This is a genomic window from Streptomyces sp. NPDC006610 (genome assembly GCF_040611575.1).
GTDB lineage: Bacteria > Actinomycetota > Actinomycetes > Streptomycetales > Streptomycetaceae > Streptomyces.
In genome coordinates, this window is record NZ_JBEXOP010000002.1 from 213,519 (window position 1) to 240,311 (window position 26,793).

Genomic DNA, 26,793 nt, shown 5'->3' on the forward strand with positions numbered 1-26,793 from the left:
CGCCCGGTATCACTACCCCCTCCCCGGCCACCTGTCTCCGTGCCGGGGGGTGGGGGGGGGGGGGGGGGGGGGGGGGGGGCGCCCCGCGGGGGGGGGGGGGCGCCCCCCCCACGACGATCCCGGTTCAGCCGCCGGCGCGCCCGGTCCGGCTGCCGGCCCGCCCGGCCGCCTACGCCGGGGCGGCCGGTCCGGCGAAGGGCGGCAGCTCCCTGAAGCGCGGGTCGAGCGCGACCGTCGGCGTGAGGCGGCGCAGGGCCGCACGCACGAGGGTGAGGGGATGGCGGGGGAACCGCGCGTCCCACTCCTCGTCGTCGGCGACGTGGCTCGGCAGCCCGCCGAGTTGCTCGCCGCCCGTGTACGGATGGGGCCGGAAGTACGCGTCCGGCCCGACCTGCGCCATCACCACGGCCTCACGTATCCCGGTGGTGGCGCCCTCGGCGGCCTGCACCTTCAGCACGGTGCTGCAGCCGGCCTTCGGCACGGTCCACGACCCGAGGAACGCCTGCCCGGGCCGGCTGCCCAGCGGCACCTTGATCAGCTGCCGGACGGCCGGCACGCCGTCCACGGTCCCGAACCCGGCCTCGACGAGCCCGCCCCCCGCCCGCGCGGCCCCGTGCGCCAGCCCGGCGCGCAGCCGCTCCGGCTCGTCCAGCGGCGCGGGCAGATCCGGCACCAGGGAGAAGTAGTGCACCGACAGCACGAGCCCCGTGTCGTCGGTCCACACACCGGGCTCCCGTTCGGTGAAGCCGGTCAGATCAAGGCTGTTGACGGGAGTCATGGCGATCATCATGCCGGGCCCGGACCCGCGCCGGAGCGGCGGTCGCAGGTCCGGGGACGGCGTCGTGCGAACCTGCCTGCATACCCATCCCCCCTCATTGCATAAACGTGCAGCTCCACGTATAGTCATGCCGTCCAGGAGGAGGGTTTCCATGACGGTACGTGCGGCGGTGGCCGGGGCGAGCGGGTATGCGGGCGGAGAGCTGCTCCGGCTGCTCCTGGCCCACCCCGGGATCGAGATCGGCGCCCTGACCGGCCACTCCAACGCCGGGCAGCGGCTCGGTGCGCTGCAGCCGCATCTGCTGCCGCTGGCCCACCGGGTCCTCCAGGAGACCACGGCCGAGGCGCTCGCCGGGCACGACGTGGTCTTCCTCGCCCTGCCCCACGGGCAGTCCGCCGCCGTCGCCGCGCAGCTCGGGCCCGACGTCCTCGTGGTCGACATGGGCGCCGACTTCCGGCTGAGGGACGCCGCCGACTGGGAGGCGTTCTACGGCTCCCCGCACGCCGGGACCTGGCCCTACGGCCTGCCCGAGCTGCCGGGCGCCCGTGCCGCGCTGGAGGGGTCCAAGCGCGTCGCGGTCCCCGGCTGCTACCCGACGGCCGTCTCCCTCGCCCTGTTCCCGGCCTACGCGGCGGGGCTGGCCGCGCCCGAGGCCGTGATCGTCGCCGCGTCCGGCACGTCCGGCGCGGGCAAGGCGCCCAAGCCGCACCTGCTCGGCAGCGAGGTCATGGGCTCCATGTCGCCGTACGGCGTCGGCGGCGGCCACCGGCACACCCCCGAGATGATCCAGAACCTCAGCGCGGCGGCCGGCGAGCGGGTCGCCGTCTCCTTCACCCCGACCCTCGCACCGATGCCCCGCGGCATCCTCGCCACCTGCAGCGCCCCGGCCCGGGACGGCGTCACCGCCGAGCAGGTGCGCGCCGCCTACGAGAAGGCCTTCGCCGACGAGCCCTTCGTCCATCTGCTCCCCGAGGGGCAGTGGCCCGCCACGGCGTCCGTCTGCGGTTCGAACGCCGTTCAGGTGCAGGTCGCGTACGACGCCGCCGTGCACCGCATCATCGCGATCAGCGCCATCGACAACCTGACCAAGGGCACCGCCGGCGGCGCCGTGCAGAGCATGAACATCGCCCTCGGGCTCCCCGAGGAACTGGGACTTTCCACGATCGGAGTCGCACCGTGAGCGTCACGGCAGCCAACGGATTCACGGCGGCGGGCATCGCCGCCGGGATCAAGGAGAACGGCAGTCCGGACCTGGCCCTCGTGGTCAACACCGGGCCGCGCCGCGCCGCCGCGGGAGTCTTCACCTCCAACCGCGTCAAGGCCGCGCCCGTTCTCTGGTCCGAGCAGGTGCTCAAGAGCGGCGAGCTGACCGCCGTCGTCCTCAACTCCGGCGGCGCCAACGCCTGCACCGGCCCCCAGGGCTTCCAGGACACCCACGCCACCGCCGAGAAGGCCGCCGACGTCCTCGGCATCGGCGCCGGCGAGGTCGCCGTCTGCTCCACCGGCCTCATCGGCGTGCTGCTCCCCATGGACAAGCTGCTGCCCGGCGTCGAGACGGCCGCGGCCCAGCTGTCCGAGCACGGCGGCGAGAAGGCCGCCATCGCCATCAAGACCACCGACACCGTCCACAAGACGTCCGTGGCGACCAGGGACGGCTGGACCGTCGGCGGCATGGCCAAGGGCGCCGGGATGCTCGCGCCGGGCCTCGCCACCATGCTGGTCGTCCTCACCACCGACGCCGACCTCGACAGCGCGACCCTGGACGAGGCCCTGCGCGCCGCCACCCGGGTCACCTTCGACCGCGTCGACTCCGACGGCTGCATGTCCACCAACGACACGGTGCTCCTGCTCGCCTCCGGCGCCTCCGGGATCAGCCCCGAGTTCGCCGAGTTCGCCGAGGCCGTGCGGACCGTCTGCGACGACCTCGGCCAGCAGCTGATCCGGGACGCCGAGGGCGCGAGCAAGGACATCAAGGTCGAGGTGATCAACGCCGCGACCGAGGACGACGCCGTCGAGGTGGGCCGCTCCATCGCCCGCAACAACCTCCTCAAGTGCGCCATCCACGGCGAGGACCCCAACTGGGGCCGGGTCCTGTCCGCCATCGGCACCACCCGCGCCGCCTTCGAGCCCGACCGGCTCAACGTCGCCATCAACGGCGTCTGGGTGTGCAAGAACGGCGGCGTCGGCGAGGACCGCGAGAACGTCGACATGCGCTACCGCGAGGTGCACATCGTCGCCGACCTCGCCGCCGGCGAGGAGACCGCCGTCATCTGGACCAACGACCTCACCGCCGACTACGTCCACGAGAACAGCGCGTACAGCTCATGAGCCGGACCAGGAAGCACACCGCCCTGCCCAAGGCCCGGATCCTCATCGAGGCCCTGCCCTGGCTGACCCGCCACCACGGCAAGACCGTCGTCATCAAGTTCGGCGGCAACGCCATGATCGACGACGAGCTGAAGGCCGCCTTCGCCCAGGACGTCGTCTTCCTGCGGCACGCCGGCCTCAAGCCCGTCGTCGTCCACGGCGGCGGCCCGCAGATCAGCGCCGCCCTCGACCGGCACGGCATCGTCAGCGAGTTCAAGGCCGGCCTGCGCGTCACCACCGAGGACGCCATGGACGTCGTACGGATGGTGCTCGCCGGGCAGGTGCAGCGCGAGCTGGTCGGGCTGCTCAACCAGCACGGGCCGCTCGCCGTCGGCCTCACCGGCGAGGACGCGCACACCATGACCGCCACCAAGCACCAGCCCCGGATCGACGGCGAACTCGTCGACATCGGCCGCGTCGGCGAGATCACCCGCATCGACACCGGCGCCGTCGAGGCGCTGCTCGCCGACGGCAGGATCCCCGTCGTGTCGTCCATCGCCCGCTCCGAGGACGACGGACACGTCTACAACGTCAACGCGGACACGGCGGCGGCGGCGCTGGCCGCGGCCCTCGGCGCCGAGACCCTCATGGTCCTCACGGACGTCGAGGGCCTCTACGAGGACTGGCCCCACAGCGACGAGGTGATCAGCCGCCTGACCGCCTCCCAGCTGGAGAAGCTCCTGCCGGAGCTGTCCTCCGGCATGGTCCCGAAGATGGAGGGCTGCCTGCACGCCGTGCGCAACGGCGTCGGCAACGCCCGCGTCATCGACGGCCGGGTGCAGCACTCGATCCTGCTGGAGATCTTCACCGACGAGGGCATCGGCACCATGGTCGTGCCCGACGAGCACGAGAGGGACGCCCCATGACGGGCAACCAGGAGCTGACCCTGCGGTGGCAGGGCGCGCTCATGAACAACTACGGCACCCCGCGGCTGCCCCTGGTGCGTGGCGAGGGCACGAAGGTCTGGGACGCCGAGGGCAAGGCGTACCTCGACTTCGTCGGCGGCATCGCCACCAACGCCCTCGGCCACGCCCACCCGGCCGTCGTCGAGGCGGTCACCTCCCAGATCTCGTCCCTCGGCCACATCTCCAACTTCTTCATGGCCGAGCCCACCGTCGCCCTCGCCGAGCGGCTGCTCCAGCTGTTCGGCCGCGAGGGCAGGGTGTTCTTCTGCAACTCCGGCGCCGAGGCCAACGAGGCCGCCTTCAAGATCGGCCGGCTGACCGGGCGCACCCACATGGTCGCCACCCACGGCGGCTTCCACGGCCGGACCATGGGCGCCCTCGCGCTCACCGGGCAGCCCGCCAAGCAGGACCCGTTCCTGCCCCTGCCCGGCGACGTCACGCACGTCCCCTACGGCGACGCGCAGGCCCTGGCCGCCGCGGTCACCGACGAGACCGCCCTGGTGATCATCGAGCCGGTGCAGGGCGAGAACGGCGTCGTCGTCCCGCCGCCCGGTTATCTCAAGGCGGCCCGCGCCATCACCGCGGCCACCGGCGCGCTGCTGGTGCTGGACGAGGTGCAGACCGGCATCGGCCGCACCGGCCACTGGTTCGAGTACCAGGCCCACGACGGCGTGCTCCCCGACGTCGTCACGCTCGCCAAGCAGCTCGGCGGCGGACTGCCGCTCGGCGCGACGGTCGCCTTCGGCCGCGCGGCCGACCTGCTCAAGCCCGGCCACCACGGCACCACCTTCGGCGGCAACCCCGTCGCCTGCGCCGCCGGCCTCGCCGTCGTCGACACCATCGCGAACGACGGGTTGCTGGAGAACGTCAAGCGGCAGAGCGGGACGTTGCGGGACGGAATCGAGTCCCTGGGACACCCGCTGGTCCGTCACGTCCGGGGCGCGGGGCTCCTCCTGGGTATCGTGCTCACCGAGCCGCTCGCGCCCCAGGTGCAACAGGCGGCTCAGGACGCCGGTTTCCTGGTGAACGCGCCCGCTCCCGATGTCGTACGGCTCATGCCGCCGCTGAACCTCGGCGACGACGAGGCGGAGTCGTTCCTCCGGGCGCTGCCCGGCGTCCTCGACGCGGTGCACGGGGACGGACGATCCGGAGAATGAGACGACGATGAGTCAGGCGCAGGGACACGAGCCCGCGGACGCGGCCGGGCCGGCGGTGCCGCAGACCCGCACCGCACGCCACCGCCGGATCGTGGACATCCTCAACCGGCAGCCGGTGCGCTCGCAGAGCCAGCTGGCGAAGCTGCTCGCCGACGACGGGCTGACCGTCACCCAGGCGACGCTCTCCCGGGACCTCGACGAGCTGAACGCGGTCAAGATCCGCAACACCGACGGCGACCTCATCTACGCGGTGCCGAGCGAGGGGGGCTTCCGCACGCCGCGGGCCCCGCTCGGGGAGTCCGCCAAGGAGGAGCGGATGCGGCGGCTCTCGCAGGAGCTGCTCATCTCGGCGGAGGCGTCCGCGAACCTGGTGGTCCTGCGGACCCCTCCGGGGGCGGCCCAGTTCCTGGCCTCGGCCATCGACCAGGCCGAACTGCACGACATCCTGGGCACGATCGCCGGGGACGACACGCTGCTGCTGATCAGCAGGCACCCGACGGGCGGTCAGGCGCTGGCGGACCATCTCCTGCGGCTGGCGCAGAACGGGCACTAGGTGTATTGACCCGAAGCGCTGTTCACACGGCCGATCGGTGGCTGGCCGCCGAGTGCGGTGTGGCAGCGGTGGTGGTTGTAGGTGTGCAGAAAGTCTGCCAGGGCCGCGGTCCGCTCGTCGTTGCTCATGTAGGGCTTAAGGTAGGCCCGTTCGTCGAGCAGGGTGCGGTTGAAGCGTTCGACTTCACCGTTGGTCTGCGGCCGGTAGGCGCGGGTGACCTTGCCGGCCGCGCCGAGGTCGGCAAGCGCCTGCTGCCAGGCGAAGCCTTTGCGGTAGGGCCAGGCGTTGTCGGTCAGGACCCGCTCGATACGGCCGATGCCGAGCCGGGGCGCGACGGCGGTGATCAGCTGCCGTCCGCCGCCGGTGTCGGCCATGCGGTGGGGCAGCGGGACGCCGTCGGCGGGGGTGAGGCCGACGGGGCAGGCGGACGCGAGGACGCATGCGGCGGGGCCCGCCGGGCGAGGGGGCCTGCCTCCGACGCTAGTGAGCGGGCTGCGTGCCGCCAGTGCCGGCGGTCCGTCCGGGGGTGGGCGGCAGCGGCAGGGGCAGGCCCGGGAGCCCGTCCAGACTCGTGGCGATGTGCTCCTTGCCGGCGAAGTACGCGTCCAGCGAGGCGTCGTCCTCGCGCTCGAACCGCTGCCGGTGCAGTGGGCGTTCCGCCTCGTACGACATGAGGGGCACCGCGAACCCGCAGGTGTCGCGGATCAGCTCGGCCCGCACGACGACGATCGCGCGCAGCCCGTGCGGGGTCGGATCGACGTCGGGGAAGTGGGCGAGCAGCTCCGTGAAGCGCGGGTCGTCGCGGAACACGGGCTCGCCCCGGCCGTGCACCCGGACGATGTCGGGCGGCCCCTGGAAGGCGCACCACATCAGGGTGATCCGCCCGTTCTCGCGCAGGTGGGCGACGGTCTCGGCGTTGGAGCCGGCGAAGTCGAGGTAGGCGACGGTCAGGTCGTCGAGCACCGCGAAGGAGCCCTTGACCCCCTTGGGGGAGAGGTTGACCGTGCCGTCGGCGGCGAGCGGGGCGGTGGCGGTGAAGAAGAGCGGCTGCTTCTCGATGAACGTACGGAGGCGGCCGTCGATGCGTTCATGTGTTTTTCCCATGGGCGTGATTATCCCGGAAGTTCGTTCGCCTAGCTAAGAAGTTTCCCGGTGTCCGCCGGAGATTGACGAACCATGCAGCCTCCTGCATACTCATGCATGTCAGCGAATGCACTGTGAGGAGAATCCCGTGACCGAGCGCGTCGTACTCGCCTACTCGGGCGGTCTGGACACCTCCGTCGCCATCGGCTGGATCGCCGAGGAGACGGGCGCCGAGGTCATCGCCGTTGCGGTCGACGTCGGCCAGGGCGGCGAGGACCTGGACGTCATCCGCAAGCGCGCGCTCGCCTGCGGTGCCGTCGAGGCCGAGGTCGCGGACGCCAAGGACGAGTTCGCCGAGGAGTACTGCCTCCCGGCGATCAAGGCCAACGCCCTCTACATGGACCGCTACCCGCTGGTCTCCGCCCTCTCGCGGCCCACGATCGTCAAGCACCTCGTCGCCGCCGCCAAGAAGCACGGCGCCGACACCGTCGCCCACGGCTGCACCGGCAAGGGCAACGACCAGGTCCGCTTCGAAGCCGGCATCGTCGCCCTCGCCCCCGACCTCAAGTGCATCGCCCCGGTCCGCGACTACGCGATGACCCGCGACAAGGCGATCGCGTTCTGCGAGGAGAAGCAGCTCCCGATCGCCACCACCAAGAAGTCCCCGTACTCCATCGACCAGAACGTCTTCGGACGCGCCGTCGAGACGGGCTTCCTGGAGGACATCTGGAACGCGCCGATCGAGGACATCTACGAGTACACCTCCAACCCGGCCGTCCCGCGCGAGGCCGACGAGGTGATCATCACCTTCAAGGAGGGCGTGCCGGTCGCCGTCGACGGCAAGCCCGTCACCGTCCTCCAGGCCATCCAGCAGCTCAACGAGCGCGCCGGCGCCCAGGGCATCGGCCGGATCGACATGGTCGAGGACCGTCTGGTCGGCATCAAGTCCCGCGAGGTCTACGAGGCGCCGGGCGCGATCGCCCTGATCACCGCCCACCAGGAGCTGGAGAACGTCACGGTCGAGCGCGAACTCGCCCGCTACAAGCGGCAGGTCGAGCAGCGCTGGGGCGAACTGGTCTACGACGGCCAGTGGTTCTCCCCGCTCAAGCGCGCCCTGGACGGCTTCATCAACGAGGCCAACCAGCACGTCTCCGGCGACGTCCGGATGACCCTGCACGGCGGCCGCGCGGTCGTCACCGGCCGGCGCTCGGAGTCGTCCCTGTACGACTTCAACCTCGCCACCTACGACACCGGCGACACCTTCGACCAGGCCGCGGCCAAGGGCTTCATCGACATCTACAGCCTGTCGTCGAAGATCGCCGCCCGGCGGGACCTGGCGTAACGACCGGAACCACCTCGCAACGCACTAACCTGACAGCCGCCTCTCCGCTCACCGTCAGCGGGGAGGCGGTCGCACATCGTCATCTTCGAGGAGCATCCAAGTGAGCAGCAGCAGCGGTGACGTACGGCTCTGGGGCGGCCGCTTCGCCGACGGTCCCGCCGAGGCCCTGGCGAAGCTGTCCGCGTCCGTCCACTTCGACTGGCGGCTCGCGCCCTACGACATCGCCGGCTCCCGCGCCCACGCGCGCGTGCTGCACCGGGCGGGACTGCTCACGCAGGACGAGCTGACCCGGATGATCGACGGGCTCGACCGGCTGGAGGCGGACGTCGCCGACGGCTCCTTCGTCGGCACCATCGCCGACGAGGACGTCCACACCGCCCTGGAGCGCGGGCTGCTGGAGCGGCTCGGCCCCGACCTCGGCGGCAAGCTCCGCGCCGGCCGGTCCCGCAACGACCAGGTCGCCACCCTCTTCCGGATGTACCTGCGCGACCACGCCCGCGTCATCGGCGGACTGATCGCCGACCTCCAGGACGCCCTGATCGGCCTCGCCGAGGCCCACCCCGACGTCGCGATGCCCGGCCGCACCCACCTCCAGCACGCCCAGCCGGTCCTGTTCGCCCACCATGTCCTCGCGCACGTCCAGGCGCTGTCGCGGGACGCCGAGCGGCTGCGCCAGTGGGACGAGCGCACCGCCGTCTCGCCGTACGGCTCCGGCGCACTGGCCGGGTCCTCCCTCGGCCTCGACCCGGAGGCGGTGGCGAAGGACCTCGGCTTCGAGCACGGCAGCTCCGCCAACTCCATCGACGGCACCGCCTCCCGCGACTTCGTCGCGGAGTTCGCCTTCATCACCGCGATGATCGGCGTCAACGTCTCGCGGATCGCCGAGGAGATCATCATCTGGAACACGAAGGAGTTCTCCTTCGTCACCCTGCACGACGCCTTCTCCACCGGCTCCTCGATCATGCCGCAGAAGAAGAACCCGGACATCGCGGAGCTGGCGCGCGGCAAGTCCGGCCGGCTGATCGGCAACCTCACCGGCCTGATGGCGACCCTCAAGGCCCTCCCGCTCGCGTACAACCGCGACCTCCAGGAGGACAAGGAGCCCGTCTTCGACTCCATCGACCAGCTGGAGGTCCTGCTGCCGGCCTTCACCGGCATGATGGCCACCCTCACCGTGCACCGCGAGCGCATGGAGGAGCTGGCCCCGGCCGGCTTCTCGCTCGCCACCGACATCGCCGAGTGGCTGGTCAGGCAGGGCGTGCCGTTCCGGGTCGCGCACGAGGTCGCCGGCGAGTGCGTCAAGACGGCGGAGGCCGAGGGCAAGGAGCTGGACGAGCTGACGGACGAGCAGTTCGCGAAGATCTCCGCCCACCTCACCCCCGAGGTGCGCGGCGTGCTCAACGTCCCGGGTGCCCTGGCCTCCCGCGACGGCCGCGGCGGCACGGCGCCCAGCGCGGTCGCCGTCCAGCTCGCCGAGGTCAAGGCGGACGTGGCGGCGCAGCACGCGTGGGCGGACGCCAAGAAGTAGGAGGACGTGGCCGGGCATGGCCGGGGCGGCACCGGTCATGGCCGGGAGGCTGCCGGGCATGACCGGGACGTGGCCGGTCGCGGGCGGGCTGTGACCGGTGGCGGGCCGCACGGGGCCGGTCGCGACCGGCATGTGACCGGTCCCCGGCGGGGTGGGTGGCCGCCCGCCGCCGGGACGGGGCACCGGCCCCGGGCCGGGTCGTGGCCGGCCACGACCCGCAGGCCCCGGGAAGTAGCCGCCGGCATCGCGGGTTAGGTTGGTCGCAGGCCCCACGGGAGCGGACCGAACGGAGCCGACCGAACGGAGCCGACCGAACGGAGCCCGCGATGCCCTTCGCCCGTCTCGCCGCCGCGACGACGCCGACCTGCCACATCGGCCTGGGCCTCGCCGCGGTCGGCCGCCCCGGCTACATCAACCTCGGCCGCGACGCCGACCTCGGAGCCGACCGCAGCGTCGAGGCCCTGCGCGTCCGCACGCACCAGCTCCTCGACGCCGCCTACGCGCAGGGCGTCCGCTACTTCGACGCGGCCCGCTCCTACGGCCGCTCCGAGGAGTTCCTCGCCGGCTGGTTGGAGGCCCGTCCGGACGTGGACGACGTCGTCATCGGCAGCAAATGGGGCTACACCTACACGGCCGACTGGTCCACGGACGCCGAGCGGCACGAGGTCAAGGACCACGGCCTCGCCACCTACGAGCGCCAGCGCGCCGAGACCGACGCCCTGCTCGGCGACCGGCTCGACCTCTACCAGATCCACTCGGTGACCCCGGACAGCCCGGCCCTGACCGACCGGGAACTCCACGCCAGGCTGGCCGACGCCGCCGCGCGGGGCGTCGGCGTCGGCTTCTCCACCAGCGGCCCCCGCCAGGCCGACGCCATCCGTGCCGCGCTCGCCGTGACGGTCGGCGGCGAGCCCCTCTTCCGTACCGTCCAGTCCACCTACAACGCCCTGGAGACCTCGGCCGCGCCCGCCCTCGCCGAGGCGCACGACGCGGGGCTGACGGTGATCGTCAAGGAGGGGATGGCCAACGGCCGCCTCGCCGGGCCGCACGCCCCGGGCGTCCTGCGGGCCGTGGCGCAGGAGACGGACCTGGGGTGCGACGCGGTCGCCCTGGCCCTGATCCTGCGGCAGCCGTGGGCCGGGGTCGTCCTCTCCGGAGCCGCGACCGTCGAACAGCTCGCCTCCAACCTCCACGCCGCGGTGGTGGACCTCGACGAGGACCGGCTGACCCGCCTGGCGCGGCTGGCCGAGGAGCCGGAGACGTACTGGGAACGGCGCGCCCGGCTGCGCTGGCACTGAACAACGCCTTCGCAACCCCCGGCGCACGAGACGTTCACGCCCGCGGTGAGACATGTATGTCTCACATGGGCTAGAGTCGTGTCATGGCTGTCGACCGTGACCATGTGCTGCGCAGTGCCGCGGCCCTGCTGACCCGCAAATCCACGGCGACCATGGACGAGGTCGCCAGGGCCGCCGGGATCAGCCGGGCCACGCTGCACCGCCAGTTCGCCGGGCGGGACGCCCTCGTACGGGCCCTGGAGTCGCTCGGCATCGCCGAGTGCGAGGCCGCCCTGGACGCGGCCCGCCTCGACGAGGGCCCCGCGGCCGACGCCGTACGGCGCCTGGTGGCCGCCGTCGAGCCCGCCGCCGGCCTGCTCGCCTTCCTCTACACGGAGAACCAGCTGTTCGAGGGCGAGGAGCAGCACCCGGGCTGGAGCCGGCTCGACGACCGGGTCTCCGCGCTGTTCCGGCGCGGACAGCTGAGCGGCGCGTTCCGAATCGACCTGACCCCCGCCTGGCTCACCGAGGCGCTGTTCGGCCTGCTGGCCTCCGGCGTCTGGATGGTGCAGAGCGGCAAGGGCGCCCCCAAGGACTTCCCGCACATGGTCGTCGAGTTGCTGCTCGGCGGCGCGATCAGGAGAGAGGAACCATGACCAGCACCCTGCGGCCGGCGGACCCGACGGAGGCGGTGGGGCGTCCGGGCCGCTGGCTCGCGCTGTCCGTGCTGGTGCTCGCCGTGCTGCTGGTGGCCGTGGACGCGACCGTCCTCGGCCTCGCGAGCCCGTACATCGGCGAGGATCTCGAACCGTCCGGCAGTCAGCTGCTGTGGATCGGCGACGTCTACTCCTTCGTGATCGCCGGTCTGCTCGTGTCCATGGGCAGTCTGGGCGACCGCGTCGGCCGCAAGCGGGTCCTGCTCGTCGGGGCGGCGGCGTTCGGCGCGGTCTCCGTGCTCAACGCGTACGCCGCCTCGCCGGAGATGCTGATCGTGGCCCGGGCCCTGCTCGGGGTCGCGGGCGCCACGCTGATGCCGGCCACGCTCGCGCTGATCCGCAACCTCTTCCACGACCCGCGCGAACGCAGCCTCGCCATCGGCGTCTGGGGCGCCACGGCGTCCGCGGGCACGGCGATCGGGCCCATCGTGGGGGGCTTCCTGCTGGAGCACTTCTGGTGGGGTTCGGTGTTCCTGATCAACCTGCCCGTGATGGCCGTCCTGGTCGTCGTCGGCGCCAGGCTGCTGCCCGAGTCGAAGAGCGACCGGCCGGGACCGTGGGACCTGCCGAGCGTGCTGCTGTCGCTGGCCGGGATGATCGCGGTGGTCTACGCGGTCAAGGAGACCGCAGCGCACGGCCCGGGCGCGGACGCGCTGGGAGTCGCCGCCCTGGGCGCAGCCGCGCTGTACGGCTTCGTCCGCCGGCAGCTGACCCTGCCGGCCCCGCTCCTGGACATACGGCTGTTCCGGCACCGGGGCTTCAGCGCGGCCGTGCTGGCCGACCTGCTGACGATCCTGGGCCTGTCGGGCCTGGTGTTCTTCCTCTCGCAGTACCTGCAACTCGTGCAGGGGCGGGGGCCGTTCGAGGCGGGGCTGGCCGAACTGCCCGCGGCGGTCGGCGCGGTGGCGGCCGGTCTGGTAGCGGGTGCGGCGGCCCGGCGGTTCTCGGTGCGGGCGGTGGTGGCCGGCGGACTCGCCGCGGTGGGTCTGGCGCTGGCCTCGCTGGCCTTCCTCGGCCAGTCCACGGGGTACCCGCTGCTCGGGGGCGCTCTGCTGGTGGTGGGGGTCGGCGCGGGGTTCTCGTTCACCGTGACCGCCGACGTGATCCTCGGGTCGGTGCCCAAGGAGCAGGCGGGCGCGGCGTCCGCGGTGTCCGAGACGGCGTACGAACTCGGCGCGGCCCTGGGCATCGCCGTCCTCGGCTCCATCGTGACGGGCGTCTACCGGGACTTCACCGGCCCGGCCGGCGTCCCGGACGCCGCCCGCGAGTCACTGGCCGGCGCGGTGGAGACGGCCGCGACCCTGCCCGCCCCCGCATCCGAGGCGCTGCTCGACGCGGCCCGCCGGTCCTTCGTCGACGGCCTCACCCTGGCGGCGACGACGGGGGCGGTGGTCCTGCTGACGGCGGCGGCGGTGGCGTGGGTCCTGCTGAAGGGGACGCGGCTGGAGAGCGGGGCCGCGCGGGGGGCGAAGCAGCATCCCCAGAGCTGAACGGGCCGGCGCCCCGGTCGGTCGCCGGCCCGCCCGTCCCTCGGCTAAGCCGCCTTCGCCTTCGTGGCGTACATGTCGACGTACTCCTGCCCCGACAGCCGCATGACCTCGGTCATCACCGAGTCGGTCACCGCGCGCAGCACATAGCGGTCACGGTCCATGCCCTCGTAGCGGGAGAACTCCAGCGGCTCGCCGAAGCGGACCGTGACCCGGCTCGGCCGGGGCATCCCCGCGCCGCCCGGCTGGATCTTGTCCGTGCCGATCATCGCGAACGGCACCACCGGCGCCCCCGTCATCAGGGTCAGCCGGGCGATGCCCGTGCGGCCGCGGTACAGGCGGCCGTCGGGGGAGCGGGTGCCCTCGGGGTAGATGCCGAAGACCCGGCCCTCCTCCAGGATGCGCCGGCCGGTCATCAGCGCCGCGACCCCGCCCTTGCCGCCGTCCCGGTCCACCGGGATCATGCCGACGCCCGTGAAGAACCACGCCATCAGCCGGCCCTTGAGGCCCTTGCCGGTCACGTACTCGTCCTTGCCGATGAAGAACACCTGGCGGTCGCAGACCAGCGGCAGGATCATCGAGTCGATGAAGGTGAGATGATTACCGGCCAGAATCACCGGCCCGTCGCCGGGAATGCGCTCCGCGCCCTCCACCCGGGGGCGGAACATCAGGCGCATGATCGGTCCGAGCACTGCCTTGATGAGCGCGAAGCGGGACAACGGGCCCTCCGGTGGGAAGCAGTATGAGTCTGTGCAGGTGAGGACGATACTCGCGGCCCTGGAGTTGCGCACATCGGGGACACCGGTTTCACCGAGGTCTTACGCGGTGTTGACGCACGCCGACCTGCGGTGCGGCTCCGGCGCCCGTCCGTGACCCGGCCGCCACGCCCTGCGGGAACTGTCGTGCACGCTCCGGTTACCCTGCCCGCCCGCCGCCATGCTCCCGCGCGGACCGCCGCGTCGCGCTTGGCTCGAATGCGCCCCTGACACGACATCCGTCGTCACCCACGCGTTCGAACCGAGGCCTCCCTGGCGTCACGTCCACCCCCCTACCATCGGCGCGCACCACACGGGACGACGTCACGGCAGGGAGGCCGCAGATGGGAACGCAGGAGTCCAACGAGCAGGCGCAGGAGAAGGCGCCCGGCACCGGGCGGCGGGCGCTCCTCGGGGCGGCCGTGCTCGGCGCGGGCGGAGCCGTTCTCGGCCTGTCCGGCACCGCCAGGGCCGACGGGCGCGACCCCGGCCGCGGTGTGAAGGGCCTGCCCGTGCCGACGATCATCGGCCACCGCGGCGCCAGCGGCTACCGCCCCGAGCACACCCTCGGCGCCTACCAGCTCGCCCTCGACATGGGCGCCGACATCGTCGAGGCCGGCGACCTGGTGCCCACCAAGGACGGCCACATCGTCTGCCGCCACGAACCGGAGATCGGCGGCACCACCGACGTCGCCGACCACCCCGAGTTCGCGAGCCGCAAGACCACCAAGGTCCTCGACGGCGTCCCCGTCACCGGCTGGTTCACCGAGGACTTCACCCTCGCCGAGCTGAAGACCCTGCGCGCCACCGAGCGCATCCCGGCCAACCGCCCGAACAACACCCTCTACAACGGCGTGTGGGAGATCCCCACCTTCGAAGAGGTCCTCCAGTGGCAGGAGGAGCAGACCCGCAAGCGCGGCAAGCAGGTCTGGATCTACCCCGAGCTGAAGCACCCCACCTACTTCCGCAAGCTCGGCCTCGGCCTGGAGGAGCGGGTCGCCAAGCTGCTGCGCAAGTACGGCCGCAACAGGTGGAACTCGCCGGTCATCCTGCAGTCCTTCGAGCCCACCAGCATCCAGCGCCTCAACAAGCTGGTCGACAACCCGCTCGTGGTGCTGCTCTCCGGCGCCTCCACCCGCCCCTGGGACTTCGTCGAGACCGGTGACCCGCGCACCGTCGCCGACCTGGTCAAGCCGGCCGGCCTGCGCGAGATCGCCTCCTACGCGCAGGGCATCGGCCCGACCCTCGACCTGGTCATCCCCAAGGACGCGAACGGCAGGCTGACCAGGCCCACCACCCTCGTCGCCGACGCGCACAAGGTCGGCCTGGTCCTGCACCCCTGGACCCTGCGCAACGAGAACCCCTTCCTGCCCGCCGACTTCCGCAAGGGCGCCGAGGCCGACGCCTACGGCGACGTGTTCGGCGCCTACAGGGCGTACTTCGCCACCGGCATCGACGGCGTCTTCACCGACCACCCCGACACCGGCCTGCTCGCCCGCGAGGCGTTCGTCAACGGCTGAGCCTGCGCGCCTCGTTCGACGTAACACCGGCCGCCCGGGCAACCCCTGCCCGGGCGGCCGCGTCGTGTCGCACATGACGCACGAGCTGCTCGCCGCCCTGCGGCCGCTCCTCGCCGCCGAGGCCTCGGCCGAGGCGCCCGCCGCCGGGGCCGAGCCGGCCGACCTGGAACAGGCGGTCTGGCTCCGCCTGCTGGAACTGCTCGCCGCCGGTGCGGCGCCGCGCGACCCGGCGCGCTGGCTGCGGCGCGCCGTCCGCGCGGAGGCCCGCCGCACCCGCCGTACCACGCGGATCGAACGGCCGTACGGTCGTGAGCCCTGCGGCAGCGGCGACCGCACCCCCGAACACCTCGCCCTCGCCGCCGCCCGCCGCCGCGCCCTGCGCGACGCGGTGCGCCGCCTGCCCGGCCGCTGCCCCGCCCTGCTGGAGGCCCTGCTCGCACCGGAGGACCCCACATACCGGGAGATCGCGGCGGAGTTGGGTATCTCACAGGGCAGTCTTGGGCCGGAACGCTCCCGATGTCTGGGATGTCTGCGTCGATTGCTCACGGCGGAGGTTGCGACGCGGAGAGCGCGGGGATAGGAGTGGGGGACAACAAGCAACAGGTGAGCGGGAGGCGTGCACACATGGGCATGAGCGTGGTCATCTCCGAGGCGGCCGAGCAGGACGCCGAGCAGATCTTCAAGCTGCAGTACCTGTGCTTCCAGAGCGAGGCCGCGCTGTACGGCAACTACCGCATCGACCCTCTGGTCCAGACCCTCGACTCCGTGCGCCGCCAGGTCGCCGAGGACTGCGTGTTCGTGGCCCGGCTCGGCGACGAGGTGGTCGGCTCGGTGCGCGGCGAGGTCGCCGAGGACGGCGCCGCCGACATCGGCCGCCTGTGCGTGCACCCCCGCCTCCAGGGCCACGGCATCGGCGCCCGCCTCCTGCAGGCCGCCGAGCTGGCCCTCGCCGAGCAGCGCGGCGTCACGCGGTTCCGGCTGCACACCGGCCACCGCAGCGAGGGCAACCTCCGTCTGTACCGCAAGGCGGGCTACCGGATGGTGGGCACCTCCCAGGGCACGGACGGCGTACCCATGATCGTCCTGGAGAAGGCCGCCGAGGCCTACGCCCGGACGGCCTGAGCGGCCCGAGCGCGGGCGCCCCCGGCCGTCTCAGCCGCGGGGCGCCTTCCGCAGCCAGTACAGGGCGGTCAGCGGCAGCAGCACCGGGATGAACAGGTAGCCCATCCCGAACTCGGACCACACGGTCGCGTCGGGAAAGGCCGAGGGGTCGGCCATCGTCCAGGCCCCGACGACCAGGACCCCCGCGAGCTCGGCGCCGCAGCACACCAGGGCCGCCTTGCGGGCGGTCTCCCCGCCGCGCACCAGCGAGTACGTGATGAAGCCGTAGACCAGCCCGGCCAGCGCCGAGAGCGTGTACGCGAGCGGCGCCCGGTCGAACTCGGTCGCGATCTGGTACGCGGACCGCGACACCGCGCCGACGACCATCACGCCGTACAGCCACACCAGCAGCACGCCCGGCCCCCGGACCAGCCGCGTCCGGCCCGGCCCGTCCTGCGTCGCGGCCACCTCAGCCTCCCCAGATGTCATAGAGCCGCACCTCCAGCACCGCGAGCACCACACCGCCGGCCGCGACCGTCACCGAGCCCCACTTCGTGCGCTCGGCCAGCGACATGAACCCCGCCGCCGGAACACAGGCGAACGCCCCCAGCAGATACGACACGAAGATCGTCGTGCCCTGCGCCGGCTCCTCGCCCCGCGCCACCAGCACGATGCCGGTCACCAGCTGCACCAGCGCCAGCACCGACACCACGGCCATCCCGATGAAGTGCCAGTCCTTCGTCGGCTGGTCCCGATGGGCGGCCCAGCCGCACCATGCGGCCAGCAGCAGCGCGGCGACACCGGTCACCAGCGTGAGGGCATCAAACATGCCGCGACCCTATTACGGGACGGGCGGTCCGACGTGGCCGACCCCCGTCCGCCGCCCGCTGCCCCGGTCGCCGTGGCGTTGGCCACAGCCCGCCCGGCCCGCGGTCCTCCGGCGGGGCCCCGAGGACCGGCCCGCGTGCCCTTTCGCGCTGGTCGGAGCCGGGGTCGTACGGATCGGCGGGTGGGGGCGGGACCCGTCCACGCGTGTCCGCTATTCGGACTATGGATGGCGGACCGGCACCGTTCGTCTGGTTTACTGATCGCATGACCACCACGAGCTGCCGCATCCCTGCGACCGAGGCGACCCCGACGCCCGGTGCTCGTTGTCTGTGTCGAATGTGCGCCTGCTAGAGGGCCCCCGCACCACCCCGCACCTCGCGCCCCGAAGCGAGACGCCGTGGCACGTCCACCGGCCCCCAGCCGTGTGCGAGCGAGCCGCCCCCACCACCAGGACGGCGTGACGGGAACCCGCAGCGCGCACCAGTTCTCACTCCGGCCCATCGCCACCGCGAGAGCCGTGCCGCGTTTCCGACCGAATGCACCCGTGCCCGGGCACACCCACGCCCGCGCACTCGACAGTGACGGAAATCCCCAGTGATCACCACATCGGGCTTGACGAAGATCTATCGGGCCGACGGCTCACGCGGCCGTGAGGTCGTCGCCCTCGACGGCGTCGACCTGCACGTCCGCGAAGGCGAGGTGTACGGCGTCATCGGACAGTCCGGCGCCGGCAAGTCCTCGCTCATCCGCTGCGTCAACCTCCTGGAGCGCCCCACCTCGGGCACGGTCACCGTCGACGGACAGGACCTCACCGCGCTCGCCGGACGCGGACCGCGCGCGGGCAAGGAACTGCGCCGGGCCCGCAGCCGCATCGGCATGGTCTTCCAGCACTTCAACCTGCTGTCCACCCGGACCGTCCAGGACAACGTCGAACTCCCGCTGGAAATCCTCGGGATGTCGGGCAAGGAGCGCTCCCGCAAGGCGTTCGAACTCCTCGACCTCGTCGGTCTCGCCGACAAGGCCAAGGCCTACCCCGCCCAGCTCTCCGGCGGTCAGAAGCAGCGCGTCGGCATCGCCCGCGCCCTCGCCGGCGACCCCAAGGTGCTGCTCTCCGACGAGGCCACCAGCGCGCTCGACCCCGAGACCACCCGCTCGATCCTGACGCTGCTGCGCGACCTCAACCGCCGGCTGGGCCTCACCGTCCTGCTCATCACGCACGAGATGGACGTCGTCAAGAGCGTCTGCGACTCCGCCGCCCTGATGGAGCGCGGCCGCATCGTCGAGTCCGGCACGGTCGGCGAACTGCTCGCCACCCCGGGCTCCCGGCTCGCCGCCGCCCTCTTCCCCGTCGGCGGCGAGGCATCCGCCGACGACCGCACCGTCCTGGACGTCACTTTCCACGGCGAGAGCGCCACCCAGCCGGTCGTCTCCCAGCTGGCCCGCACCTACAACATCGACATATCGATCCTGGGCGCCGCCATCGACACCGTCGGCGGCCTCCAGATCGGCCGGATGCGCATCGAACTGCCCGGCCGCTACGAGGACAACGTCGTGCCCATCGGCTTTCTGCGCGAGCAGGGCCTCCAGATCGACGTCGTGAACACCACGGACGGCACCCCGTCCGCACTGCTGAAGGAAGGCGCCCGGTGACCTGGTCACAGATGCAGCCCCTGCTGGCGCAGGCGTGTACCGAGACGCTGATCATGGTCGGCTGGTCCACCGCCATCGCCGTGGTCCTCGGACTGCCCATCGGCATCCTGCTGGTCCTCACGGACCGGGGCGGCCTGCTGCAGAACACCGTGCTGAACAAGGTCATCGGCCAGGTCGTGAACATCGGGCGGTCGATGCCGTTCATCATCCTGATGGTCGCGCTGATGAGCTTCACCCGCTGGATCACCGGCACCACCATCGGCAGCGAGGCGGCCGTCGTGCCGCTGGCCATCGGCGGCATCCCGTTCTTCGCCCGGCTGGTCGAGACGGCCGTGCGCGAGGTGGACCACGGGCTGGTCGAGGCCGTCCAGGCGATGGGCGGCAGCACCTGGACCATCGTCCGCAAGGTCCTGGTCCCCGAGGCGCTGCCCTCGCTGATCGCCTCCACCACGACCACGGTCATCGCCCTCATCGGCTACTCCGCCATGGCCGGCACCGTCGGCGGCGGCGGCCTCGGCGACCTCGCCGTCCGCTACGGCTACCAGCGCTTCGAGACCGGCCTGATGTGGATCACCGTGGCGCTGCTCGCCGTCGCCATCTCGGTGATCCAGTTCGCCGGCGACTACGCCGCCCGCTCCCTGCACCGCCGTGGCGCCCGCTCCGGACCCGCCCCGCGCCTGCGCCTGCTCAAGGCGGAGGAGCCGGCCGCGGCGGACGTCGCCAAGGTCTCCTGACCCGCCGCCCCCAGAACTCCCCGTCCACCCACGACGGGGTCGCACCACCCACAAGGAAAGGCACTTTTCGTGCGTAACACCGCCAAGATCACCACCGCCGTCCTCGCCGCCGGAGCCCTCACCCTCGGGCTCACCGCCTGCGGCTCGGACGAGGACGCCGCCTCCGACGCCTCCGCCCCCCTGGTCGTCGCCGCCACCCCCGTCCCGCACGCCGAGGTCCTCACCTACGTCAAGGACCACCTCGCCGAGAAGGCGGGCCTCGACCTCGAGGTCAAGGAGTTCACCGACTACGTCACGCCGAACACGGCGACCGAGGACGGCTCGGTGGGCGCCAACTACTTCCAGACCGAGCCCTACCTCGAGGACTTCAACAAGAAGAACGGCACCCACCTGGTGTCCGTCGCCTCCGTCCACCTGGAACCGCTCGGCCTGTACTCCGAGAAGACCGACAAGGCCGACGGCCTGAAGAACGGCGCCACCATCGCCGTCCCCAACGACACCGTCACCGAGGCGCGCGCCCTGCAGCTGCTCGCCGCCAACGGCCTGATCACCCTCAAGGACGGCGTCGGCACCTCCGCCACCGTCGCCGACATCACCGAGAACCCCAAGAACCTCAAGTTCAAGGAGCTGGAGGCGGCCCAGACCCCGCGCTCCCTCGCCGACGTCGACGCCGCGGTGATCAACGGCAACTACGCCCTGGAGGCCGACCTCAAGCCCGCCGAGGACGCCCTCGTCCTGGAGTCCCCGGAGAACAACCCGAACGTCAACCTCCTCGTCGTCAAGGAGGGCAACGAGGACGACCCGCGCGTGAGGAAGCTCGCGGAGCTGCTCACCTCCGACGAGGTCAGGAAGTTCATCGAGGAGAACTACGACGGCTCCGTGATCCCCTCCTTCTGATCACCGCCCCGCCGTCCCCGCGACACCCGGACCGCACCACGGACCCGCGCCCCGATCCCGGAGCCGACCCCGTGGTGCGGTCCCGCGCCTTCATGCTGCATGCTGGGCAGTTCAGCAGACCTGACGGTCCGAAGGTTTTCGAAGGTTACGGAGCGACGTCATGACGAGCACCTTCCCCAACATCTCCATCAGCACGGAGCGGTTGGTGCTGCGTCCCCTCGACGAGGACGACGTCCCCGCCCTCGCCGAGATGATGAACGACGAACAGGTCGTCGCCTGGACCGACGTCCCCCACCCCTGCACCGAGGACACCGCCCGCGCCTGGATCACCGAGCAGGCCCCCGCCGAGCGCACCTCCGGCCGCGGCTTCGACCTCGCCGTGACCGAGTTCCTCACCCAGCGCCTCGTCGGCGTCGTCCGGCTGCGCCACACCGACTGGCACGTCCGCTCCACCGAGCTGTCGTACATCGTGGCCCCCTGGGCGCGCGGCGAGGGCTACGCCTCCGAGGCCGCGCTGGCCATCGCCCAATGGCTGCTCGGCGACCAGAAGTTCGAACGCATCGAGCTGCGCACCGCCGCCGACAACACCGCCGCCCAGCAGGTCGCCCAGAAGATCGGCTGCATCAGCGAGGGCGTCCTGCGCGGCGCCTGCATAGCGCGCACCCGCACCGACCAGGGCGCCTGGAGCGAGGCGCGCACCGACTACATCGTCTGGAGCCTGCTGCCCGAGGACATCGAGGGCGCGGGCGAGCGACTGGCCGACGCCGGCGGTTTCACCTCCTACGCCGACTGGAACTGATGCCGGGGGCGGCACCGCCCCGGCACACCCCGGCCGCACCGGGTAGTCTCACCAAGCCCGCCCGACCGCGGGCAGCCCCACACGAGCTGCGCAATCCCCCAGGAGACTGACGACGATGGCCGACCGGGTCACGGTGATCGGCTGGGACGGCTCTCCGCTGACCACTGCGGCACGCGCCGCCCTCGGCGCCGCCACCCTGGTCGCCGGCGCCGCCCACCACCTCGCGCTCCCCGAGATCCCGCCCGCCGCCGAACGCGTCCGCCTCGGCAGCGTCGCCCTCGCCGCCCGCCGCATCGCCGCCCACCGCGGCACGGCCGTGGTCCTCGCCGACGGCGACCCCGGCTTCTTCGGCGTCGTCCGCACCCTGCGCGCACCCGAGTTCGGCCTCGAGGTGGAGGTCGTCCCCGCCGTTTCCTCCGTCGCCGCCGCCTTCGCCCGCGCCGGAATGCCCTGGGACGACGCCCAAGTGGTCGTCGCCCACAGCCGCACCCTGCGACGCGCGGTGAATGTGTGCCGCGCCCACACCAAGGTCGCCGTCCTCACCTCGCCCGGCGCCGGCCCCGCCGAACTCGGCCTCCTCCTCGATGGGGTCCACCGCACCTTCGTCATCTGCGAGGAAGTCGGCACCGACCACGAACAGGTCACCGTCGTCACCTCCGACAAGGCCGCCGACCACACCTGGCGCGACCCCAACGTCGTCATCGTCATCGGCGGCCCGTCCGGCCCGCCCGGACCCCCCGAGGGAGGCGGCTGGATCGCCGGACGCGACCCGGGTGCGGGGCCGCGCGGCTGGACCCTGCCCGCCGCCACGTACGAGGGGGAGCAGGGCGAGGGCGAACGCGAGCCGCTGCGCGCGGCCCAGCTCGCCCGGCTCGGACCGCGCGTCGGCGACCTCGTGTGGGACATCGGCTGCGGCAGCGGCGCCTTCGCCGTGGAGGCCGCCCGGGCCGGCGCCGCCGTCATCGCCGTCGACCGCGACCCGGCCGCCTGCGCCCGCACCGCGGCCACCGCCCGCCGTCTCGGCGTCCAGCTCCAGGTCGTCCACGGCACCGCCCCGCACGCCCTGGAGAACCTCCCCGAACCGGACGTCGTCCGCGTCGGCGGTGGGGGAGAGGCCGTGGTCTCCGCGGTCGCCGACCGCCGCCCCCAGCGGATCGTCGCCCACGCCGGCACCCGCGACACCGCCGAACACATCGGCCGGACCCTCAACGAGCACGGCTACGACGTGACCTGCGCGCTGCTCCAGTCCGTCGAACTCGACACGCGCGCCTGGACGGAGACGGAGCGCAGCGTCGCGTTCCTGCTCAGCGCGGCGTCCCAGTGATCGGGTTGTCGTACCGCGCGCGGTAGGCTGGCCGATCGTTGTACCGCACTCGGACACCGGGCAGTTCGTCGTTCAATGTCCCTGCATCCCTGCCCGGTTCGGACGGTGTGCGGTACGGCGCAACCGGAGGGCGCGCAACGTGGCGCAGTCCACAGCGGCCAGTCGCGGATCGAGCTGACGTGACGGGGGAACGACCGGGACAATGCCACCGAATGGCTTTGTCGCCTTTTCCGGGCGGTCGTTCGTGCCGCTGGGCACGCACGCTCGTTCTTCACTGTGGGGCGGTCGGTGCGCCGTTCCGGGTGAGCTGGTCGTAGAAGCATCAACCGATGGGCGAGGGGTACGCATGACCGACACCGGCCAGGTCCCGGGCGAGGGGCTGCCGGAGAACGCAGGCATGGTGGAGCAGCCGGGCGTCCCCGCGCACGGCGCGTACACCTACCTCTCCGAGACACCCGCCGAGGACGAAGACCTGCTGCTGCCGGGCGCCCAGGGCGCCTGGGGCAACGAAGTGGCCCCGCCGGCGCCCGAGCCGGTCGTCGAAGCCGTCCACGAGCCGGGCGCCCACGAGACGTCCGGCCGCGACAGCGGCTCGGTCGACCTCAGCGGCGTACGCCTGCCGGGTCCCACGTACGCGCAGGCCCCGCCGACCACCGCCACGCCGACGCCGCGCCGCCCGCTGCACCTCGGCCCGCCCATTCCGGACGCCTCCGCGAGCCCGGTCCGCTCCCTCGCCGACCGCGGCCCCGCCGGCGCGCCGGTACGGCAGCCCGCGCCGTCCGGCCCCGAGTACCTCGACGGGCCCCGGCTGCACGAGACGGTCCCGCAGGGCGCCGTGCCGTGGAGCGCCCAGGGCCCGGTGGCCGCCGGGGCGACTCCTGCGGAAACGGTTGCTCCGCAGCAGGCGCAGGGCCGCCCGCAGACCGAGCCGGTTGACCCGGCGCAGGCCCGGCCCGTGGACCCGGCCCAGGCCGCACTGGCCCGCCTCACGACCGAGGCCGGCGCGGTGCCGCCCGCGGAGTCCCCGGCGGGCGCCGGGGAGTCGCCGCAGGGTCCGGCGCAGGCGGACGCTGCTCACGGGGCGGACGCGGTGCCGGCGGCCGATGGGGGTCCGGCGACGGACGCCGTGCCGGTGGCGCAGGCGGCTCCGGTGGCGGACGCGGTGCCGGGCGGCGAGGCCGCCGACGCCGGGGTGGCCGCGGAGGCCGCGCCCGCGCAGGCAGGGGAGGCCCCGGACACTCCGGACGCTTCCGATGTGCCGGGTGCGGAGCAGGCGGCCGAGGCCGTCGTCCCGGTCCCGGAGGCTCCGGTCGCGGGCGGGCCCGAGGGTGCGCAGGTACCGCAGGCGGTGCCTTCGGAGGCCCTGCAGCAGGGGGTTCTCCCCGAGCAGCCAGTCGTCCCCGAGCAGGCGGTCCTCCCCGAGCAGGCGGTCCTCCCCGAGCAGGCGGTCCTCCCCGAGCAGGCAGTCGTCCCCGAGCAGGGGCCGGTACCCGAGCAGACGCAGCCCGCCGAGGCAGCCGTCGTCGAGCCCGTCGAGTCCGTCGAGGCGGCCGTCGTCGAGCCCGTCGAGCCGGTCGTGGTCCCCGCCCCCGAGCCGCAGCACGCCACCGACGTGCCCGCGCCCGCGCCCTCGCAGGCCGAGCCCGTCGGGATGGCCGCCGTGCAGGAGCCGGTGCGGCAGCCCGCCGACACCGCCGTGCCCGAGGGCGCCGTCGTCGCCCCGGCCGAGGCGGAGCAGCCCGCGCCCGCAACCCCCGAGGCACAGGACGCGACGGCTGCGCCGGCGCCGCCCCACGCCGACCCTTCCGTCCCGGTCGAGGCCGAGCCGGCCCCCGTCGTCGCCGAGGCCCCCGCGCCCGAGCCGCAGCCCGCGCCCCCCGCGGACCAGCCGGCCCTGCCCCTGGAGCCGCAGCCGGAACAGCCCCTGGGCGAGTTCGTCCCCGTCGACGGCACCGTGCCGACCACCCCGCACCTGGCGCCCACCCCGCCCCACCCCATCGTCCTGCCCACGCAGGAGCAGCCGGAGCCGACGGCCCCCGAAGCCGTCCCCACGGTCCCGGCGCCCCGAGAGGCCGACCCCGAGCCCGCCCCCGTCCAGCAGACGGAACCCCTGGCCGCCCAGGCCCCCGAACAGCCCGCGGACCAGGCGGTCGACCAGGCCGCCGCCCCCGCCGCCCTCGTCGCCGCCACGACTGCGGGCCAGGAGGACGACCCGGCCGCGGCGAAGCCGCCCCGGCAGGCCACCGGCCCGGCCGCGCCCGGCTACGACGACGCCGAGCGCGAGGCCGTGCTGAAGGTCATGCGCGAGCGCCGCGACATCCGCAACGGCTTCCGCAGCGACCCCATCCCGCACGAGGTGCTGCTCCGCGTCCTGGAGGCCGCGCACACCGCCCCGTCCGTGGGCCACTCGCAGCCCTGGGACTTCGTCGTCATCCGCTCCGCCGAGACCCGCCGGGCCATGCACGAACTGGCCATGCGCCAGCGCGACGCCTACGCCCAGTCGCTGCCCAAGGGCCGGGCGAAGCAGTTCAAGGCACTGAAGATCGAGGCCATCCTCGACACCCCGGTCAACATCGTGGTCACCGCCGACCCCACCCGCGGAGGCCGGCACACCCTCGGCCGGCACACCCAGCCGCAGATGGCCCCGTACTCCTCCGCGCTCGCCGTGGAGAACCTCTGGCTCGCCGCCCGCGCCGAGGGCCTCGGCGTCGGTTGGGTCAGCTTCTTCGACGAGCGCGAGATGGTCCGAGCCCTCGGCCTGCCCGAACACCTGGAGGTCGTCGCCTACCTGTGCGTCGGGTACGTCGACGAGTTCCCGGAGGAGCCCGAGCTGATGCAGGCGGGCTGGTCCAAGCGCCGCCCGCTGTCCTGGGTCGTGCACGAGGAGACGTACGGCCGCCGCGCCCTGCCCGGCGAGGAGCCGCACGACCTGCTCGGCGAGACCGTCGCCCAGATCCGCCCGCTGGACGCCAAGGCGCTCGGCGAGGCCTGGGAGCGGCAGAAGCGGATGACCAAGCCGGCCGGCGCGCTCGGCATGCTGGAGATCATCTCCGCCCAGCTGTCCGGGCTGTCCCGTCAGTGCCCGCCGCCCATCCCGGAGCCCGCGGCCGTCGCGATCTTCGCCGGCGACCACGGCGTGCACGCCCAGGGCGTCACCCCCTGGCCGCAGGAGGTCACCGCCCAGATGGTGGCCAACTTCCTCGGCGGGGGAGCCGTCTGCAACGCCTTCGCGAACCAGGTCGGCGCCGAGGTGTGCATCGTCGACGTCGGCGTGGCGGGCGACCTCCCCTCCACCCCGGGCCTGCTGCCCCGCAAGGTCCGCCCCGGCACCTCCGACATGACCACCGGCCCCGCGATGAGCCGCGAGGAGGCCAAGCAGGCCATCGAGGTCGGCATCGAGACCGCCCGCGACCTGGTGGCGGCCGGGAACAAGGCGCTGCTCACCGGCGAGATGGGCATCGCCAACACCACCGCCTCCGCGGCCCTGATCTCGGTGTTCACCGGCGCCGACCCGGCCGAGGTCACGGGCCGGGGCACCGGCATCAACGACGAGACGCTGGCCCGCAAGACCGAGGTCGTGCGCCGCGCCCTCGAACTGCACCGGCCCGACCCGGCCGACCCCATCGGCGTGCTCGCCGCGGTCGGCGGCCTGGAGCACGCCGCCATGGTCGGCCTCCTCCTCGGCGGCGCCTCCCTGCGCACGCCGGTGATCCTCGACGGCGTCAGCGCCGGCGCCGCCGCCCTGGTCGCCCGCGCCATCGCGCCCGAGGTCCTCGCCGCCTGCATCGCGGGCCACCGCAGCGCCGAGCCCGGCCATGTGGCGGCGCTGAACAAGCTGGGCCTGCGCCCGCTGGTCGACCTCGACCTGCGCCTCGGCGAAGGCACCGGCGCGCTGCTCGCCCTGCCGCTGGTGCAGAGCACGGCACGCGCGATGCACGAGGTGGCGACGTTCGACTCCGCGGGCGTCACCGAGAAGTAGCACCGGGGCCGGG

General features: G+C 73.1%; 24 protein-coding genes and 1 pseudogene. 19 read left to right on the forward strand and 6 right to left on the reverse strand.

The features are described 5' to 3' along the window. Window positions 1–169: 169 nt before the first annotated feature. Window positions 170–778, reverse strand: a complete 609-nt coding sequence (locus tag ABZY13_RS02715; protein WP_356627039.1) for a hypothetical protein — start codon at window positions 776–778, stop codon at window positions 170–172. Window positions 779–929: 151 nt separating this feature from the next. On the opposite strand from ABZY13_RS02715, the gene argC reads away from it, so the two are divergent. From argC to ABZY13_RS02740, 5 genes are read left to right on the forward strand one after another with little or no spacing between them, the layout of a single operon-like run. Then, on the forward strand, window positions 930–1,958 hold the full coding sequence (argC, locus tag ABZY13_RS02720) for an N-acetyl-gamma-glutamyl-phosphate reductase (protein WP_356627040.1): 1,029 nt from the start codon (window positions 930–932) through the stop codon (window positions 1,956–1,958). Continuing rightward, window positions 1,955–3,106, forward strand: coding sequence for a bifunctional glutamate N-acetyltransferase/amino-acid acetyltransferase ArgJ (gene argJ, locus ABZY13_RS02725; RefSeq protein ID WP_356627041.1), 1,152 nt, complete (start codon window positions 1,955–1,957; stop codon window positions 3,104–3,106). The genes argC and argJ overlap by 4 nt, the downstream gene beginning before the upstream one ends. After that, window positions 3,103–4,011, forward strand: coding sequence for an acetylglutamate kinase (gene argB / locus ABZY13_RS02730; RefSeq protein ID WP_356627042.1), 909 nt, complete (start codon window positions 3,103–3,105; stop codon window positions 4,009–4,011). The genes argJ and argB overlap by 4 nt, the downstream gene beginning before the upstream one ends. After that, a complete protein-coding gene (locus ABZY13_RS02735; protein ID WP_356627043.1) occupies window positions 4,008–5,207 on the forward strand; it encodes an acetylornithine transaminase in 1,200 nt (399 codons plus the stop codon). The genes argB and ABZY13_RS02735 overlap by 4 nt, the downstream gene beginning before the upstream one ends. A gap of 7 nt (window positions 5,208–5,214) precedes the next feature. After that, complete coding sequence (locus ABZY13_RS02740) at window positions 5,215–5,760, forward strand: arginine repressor (protein WP_356627044.1); 546 nt, start codon at window positions 5,215–5,217, stop codon at window positions 5,758–5,760. Here ABZY13_RS02740 and ABZY13_RS02745 read toward each other — a convergent pair. Together ABZY13_RS02745 and ABZY13_RS02750 are read right to left on the reverse strand one after the other, a co-directional pair. After that, window positions 5,757–6,080, reverse strand: a pseudogene (locus ABZY13_RS02745) (integrase core domain-containing protein); the annotation flags it as partial. The gene ABZY13_RS02740 and the pseudogene ABZY13_RS02745 overlap by 4 nt on opposite strands. 160 nt (window positions 6,081–6,240) lie before the next feature. Next, window positions 6,241–6,864 (reverse strand): pyridoxamine 5'-phosphate oxidase family protein, encoded by a 624-nt coding sequence (locus ABZY13_RS02750; RefSeq protein ID WP_356627045.1) that lies wholly within the window; start codon window positions 6,862–6,864, stop codon window positions 6,241–6,243. A 127-nt stretch (window positions 6,865–6,991) separates the two neighbouring features. Here ABZY13_RS02750 and ABZY13_RS02755 point away from each other — a divergent pair, with 127 nt between their 5' ends. The 5 genes from ABZY13_RS02755 to ABZY13_RS02775 all read left to right on the forward strand — a co-directional run bounded on the left by ABZY13_RS02755 (window position 6,992) and on the right by ABZY13_RS02775 (window position 13,196). Then, a complete protein-coding gene (locus tag ABZY13_RS02755; protein WP_356627046.1) occupies window positions 6,992–8,185 on the forward strand; it encodes an argininosuccinate synthase in 1,194 nt (397 codons plus the stop codon). 100 nt (window positions 8,186–8,285) lie between these two features. Next, window positions 8,286–9,713 (forward strand): argininosuccinate lyase, encoded by a 1,428-nt coding sequence (gene argH / locus ABZY13_RS02760; RefSeq protein ID WP_356627047.1) that lies wholly within the window; start codon window positions 8,286–8,288, stop codon window positions 9,711–9,713. Window positions 9,714–10,039: 326 nt separating this feature from the next. After that, on the forward strand, window positions 10,040–11,011 hold the full coding sequence (locus ABZY13_RS02765; RefSeq protein ID WP_356627048.1) for an aldo/keto reductase: 972 nt from the start codon (window positions 10,040–10,042) through the stop codon (window positions 11,009–11,011). Between the two features lie 83 nt (window positions 11,012–11,094). Further along, the gene (locus ABZY13_RS02770) at window positions 11,095–11,646 is read left to right on the forward strand and encodes a helix-turn-helix domain-containing protein (protein WP_356627049.1); all 552 of its coding nucleotides are present in this window, start codon (window positions 11,095–11,097) and stop codon (window positions 11,644–11,646) included. Beyond that, entirely contained in the window at window positions 11,643–13,196 is a 1,554-nt protein-coding gene (locus ABZY13_RS02775) for an MFS transporter (protein WP_356627051.1), read from the forward strand. The genes ABZY13_RS02770 and ABZY13_RS02775 overlap by 4 nt, the downstream gene beginning before the upstream one ends. A 44-nt stretch (window positions 13,197–13,240) precedes the next feature. Here the strand turns inward: ABZY13_RS02775 and ABZY13_RS02780 are convergent, their stop codons facing one another. Then, the gene (locus ABZY13_RS02780; RefSeq protein ID WP_356627052.1) at window positions 13,241–13,912 is read right to left on the reverse strand and encodes a lysophospholipid acyltransferase family protein; all 672 of its coding nucleotides are present in this window, start codon (window positions 13,910–13,912) and stop codon (window positions 13,241–13,243) included. Between the two features lie 380 nt (window positions 13,913–14,292). On the opposite strand from ABZY13_RS02780, the gene ABZY13_RS02785 reads away from it, so the two are divergent. From ABZY13_RS02785 to ABZY13_RS02795, 3 genes are all read left to right on the forward strand, one after another. Then, the gene (locus ABZY13_RS02785; RefSeq protein ID WP_356627053.1) at window positions 14,293–15,468 is read left to right on the forward strand and encodes a glycerophosphodiester phosphodiesterase; all 1,176 of its coding nucleotides are present in this window, start codon (window positions 14,293–14,295) and stop codon (window positions 15,466–15,468) included. A gap of 73 nt (window positions 15,469–15,541) precedes the next feature. Beyond that, on the forward strand, window positions 15,542–16,048 hold the full coding sequence (locus ABZY13_RS02790; protein ID WP_356627054.1) for a sigma-70 family RNA polymerase sigma factor: 507 nt from the start codon (window positions 15,542–15,544) through the stop codon (window positions 16,046–16,048). Between the two features lie 44 nt (window positions 16,049–16,092). Then, window positions 16,093–16,590: a GNAT family N-acetyltransferase gene (locus tag ABZY13_RS02795; RefSeq protein WP_356627055.1), complete on the forward strand. Its 498-nt coding sequence runs from the start codon at window positions 16,093–16,095 to the stop codon at window positions 16,588–16,590. A 30-nt stretch (window positions 16,591–16,620) separates the two neighbouring features. On the opposite strand, the gene ABZY13_RS02800 is transcribed toward ABZY13_RS02795, so the two are convergent. Both ABZY13_RS02800 and ABZY13_RS02805 read right to left on the reverse strand, forming a co-directional pair. Beyond that, the gene (locus ABZY13_RS02800; RefSeq protein ID WP_356627056.1) at window positions 16,621–17,037 is read right to left on the reverse strand and encodes a hypothetical protein; all 417 of its coding nucleotides are present in this window, start codon (window positions 17,035–17,037) and stop codon (window positions 16,621–16,623) included. A gap of 1 nt (window position 17,038) precedes the next feature. Further along, complete coding sequence (locus ABZY13_RS02805) at window positions 17,039–17,398, reverse strand: hypothetical protein (RefSeq protein WP_356627057.1); 360 nt, start codon at window positions 17,396–17,398, stop codon at window positions 17,039–17,041. Window positions 17,399–17,991: 593 nt separating this feature from the next. Between ABZY13_RS02805 and ABZY13_RS02810 the strand changes: the two genes are divergently transcribed. The 6 genes from ABZY13_RS02810 to cobT all read left to right on the forward strand — a co-directional run bounded on the left by ABZY13_RS02810 (window position 17,992) and on the right by cobT (window position 26,780). Beyond that, window positions 17,992–19,047, forward strand: a complete 1,056-nt coding sequence (locus tag ABZY13_RS02810) for an ATP-binding cassette domain-containing protein (RefSeq protein WP_356627058.1) — start codon at window positions 17,992–17,994, stop codon at window positions 19,045–19,047. Next, entirely contained in the window at window positions 19,044–19,781 is a 738-nt protein-coding gene (locus ABZY13_RS02815) for a methionine ABC transporter permease (protein ID WP_356627059.1), read from the forward strand. The genes ABZY13_RS02810 and ABZY13_RS02815 overlap by 4 nt, the downstream gene beginning before the upstream one ends. Window positions 19,782–19,850: 69 nt before the next feature. Beyond that, window positions 19,851–20,678: a MetQ/NlpA family ABC transporter substrate-binding protein gene (locus tag ABZY13_RS02820; protein WP_356627060.1), complete on the forward strand. Its 828-nt coding sequence runs from the start codon at window positions 19,851–19,853 to the stop codon at window positions 20,676–20,678. A gap of 160 nt (window positions 20,679–20,838) precedes the next feature. Next, window positions 20,839–21,477: a GNAT family N-acetyltransferase gene (locus ABZY13_RS02825; RefSeq protein WP_356627061.1), complete on the forward strand. Its 639-nt coding sequence runs from the start codon at window positions 20,839–20,841 to the stop codon at window positions 21,475–21,477. A gap of 115 nt (window positions 21,478–21,592) precedes the next feature. Beyond that, on the forward strand, window positions 21,593–22,801 hold the full coding sequence (gene cbiE / locus ABZY13_RS02830; protein WP_356627062.1) for a precorrin-6y C5,15-methyltransferase (decarboxylating) subunit CbiE: 1,209 nt from the start codon (window positions 21,593–21,595) through the stop codon (window positions 22,799–22,801). A gap of 346 nt (window positions 22,802–23,147) precedes the next feature. Further along, the gene (gene cobT, locus ABZY13_RS02835; protein WP_356627063.1) at window positions 23,148–26,780 is read left to right on the forward strand and encodes a nicotinate-nucleotide--dimethylbenzimidazole phosphoribosyltransferase; all 3,633 of its coding nucleotides are present in this window, start codon (window positions 23,148–23,150) and stop codon (window positions 26,778–26,780) included. Window positions 26,781–26,793 lie beyond the last annotated feature (13 nt).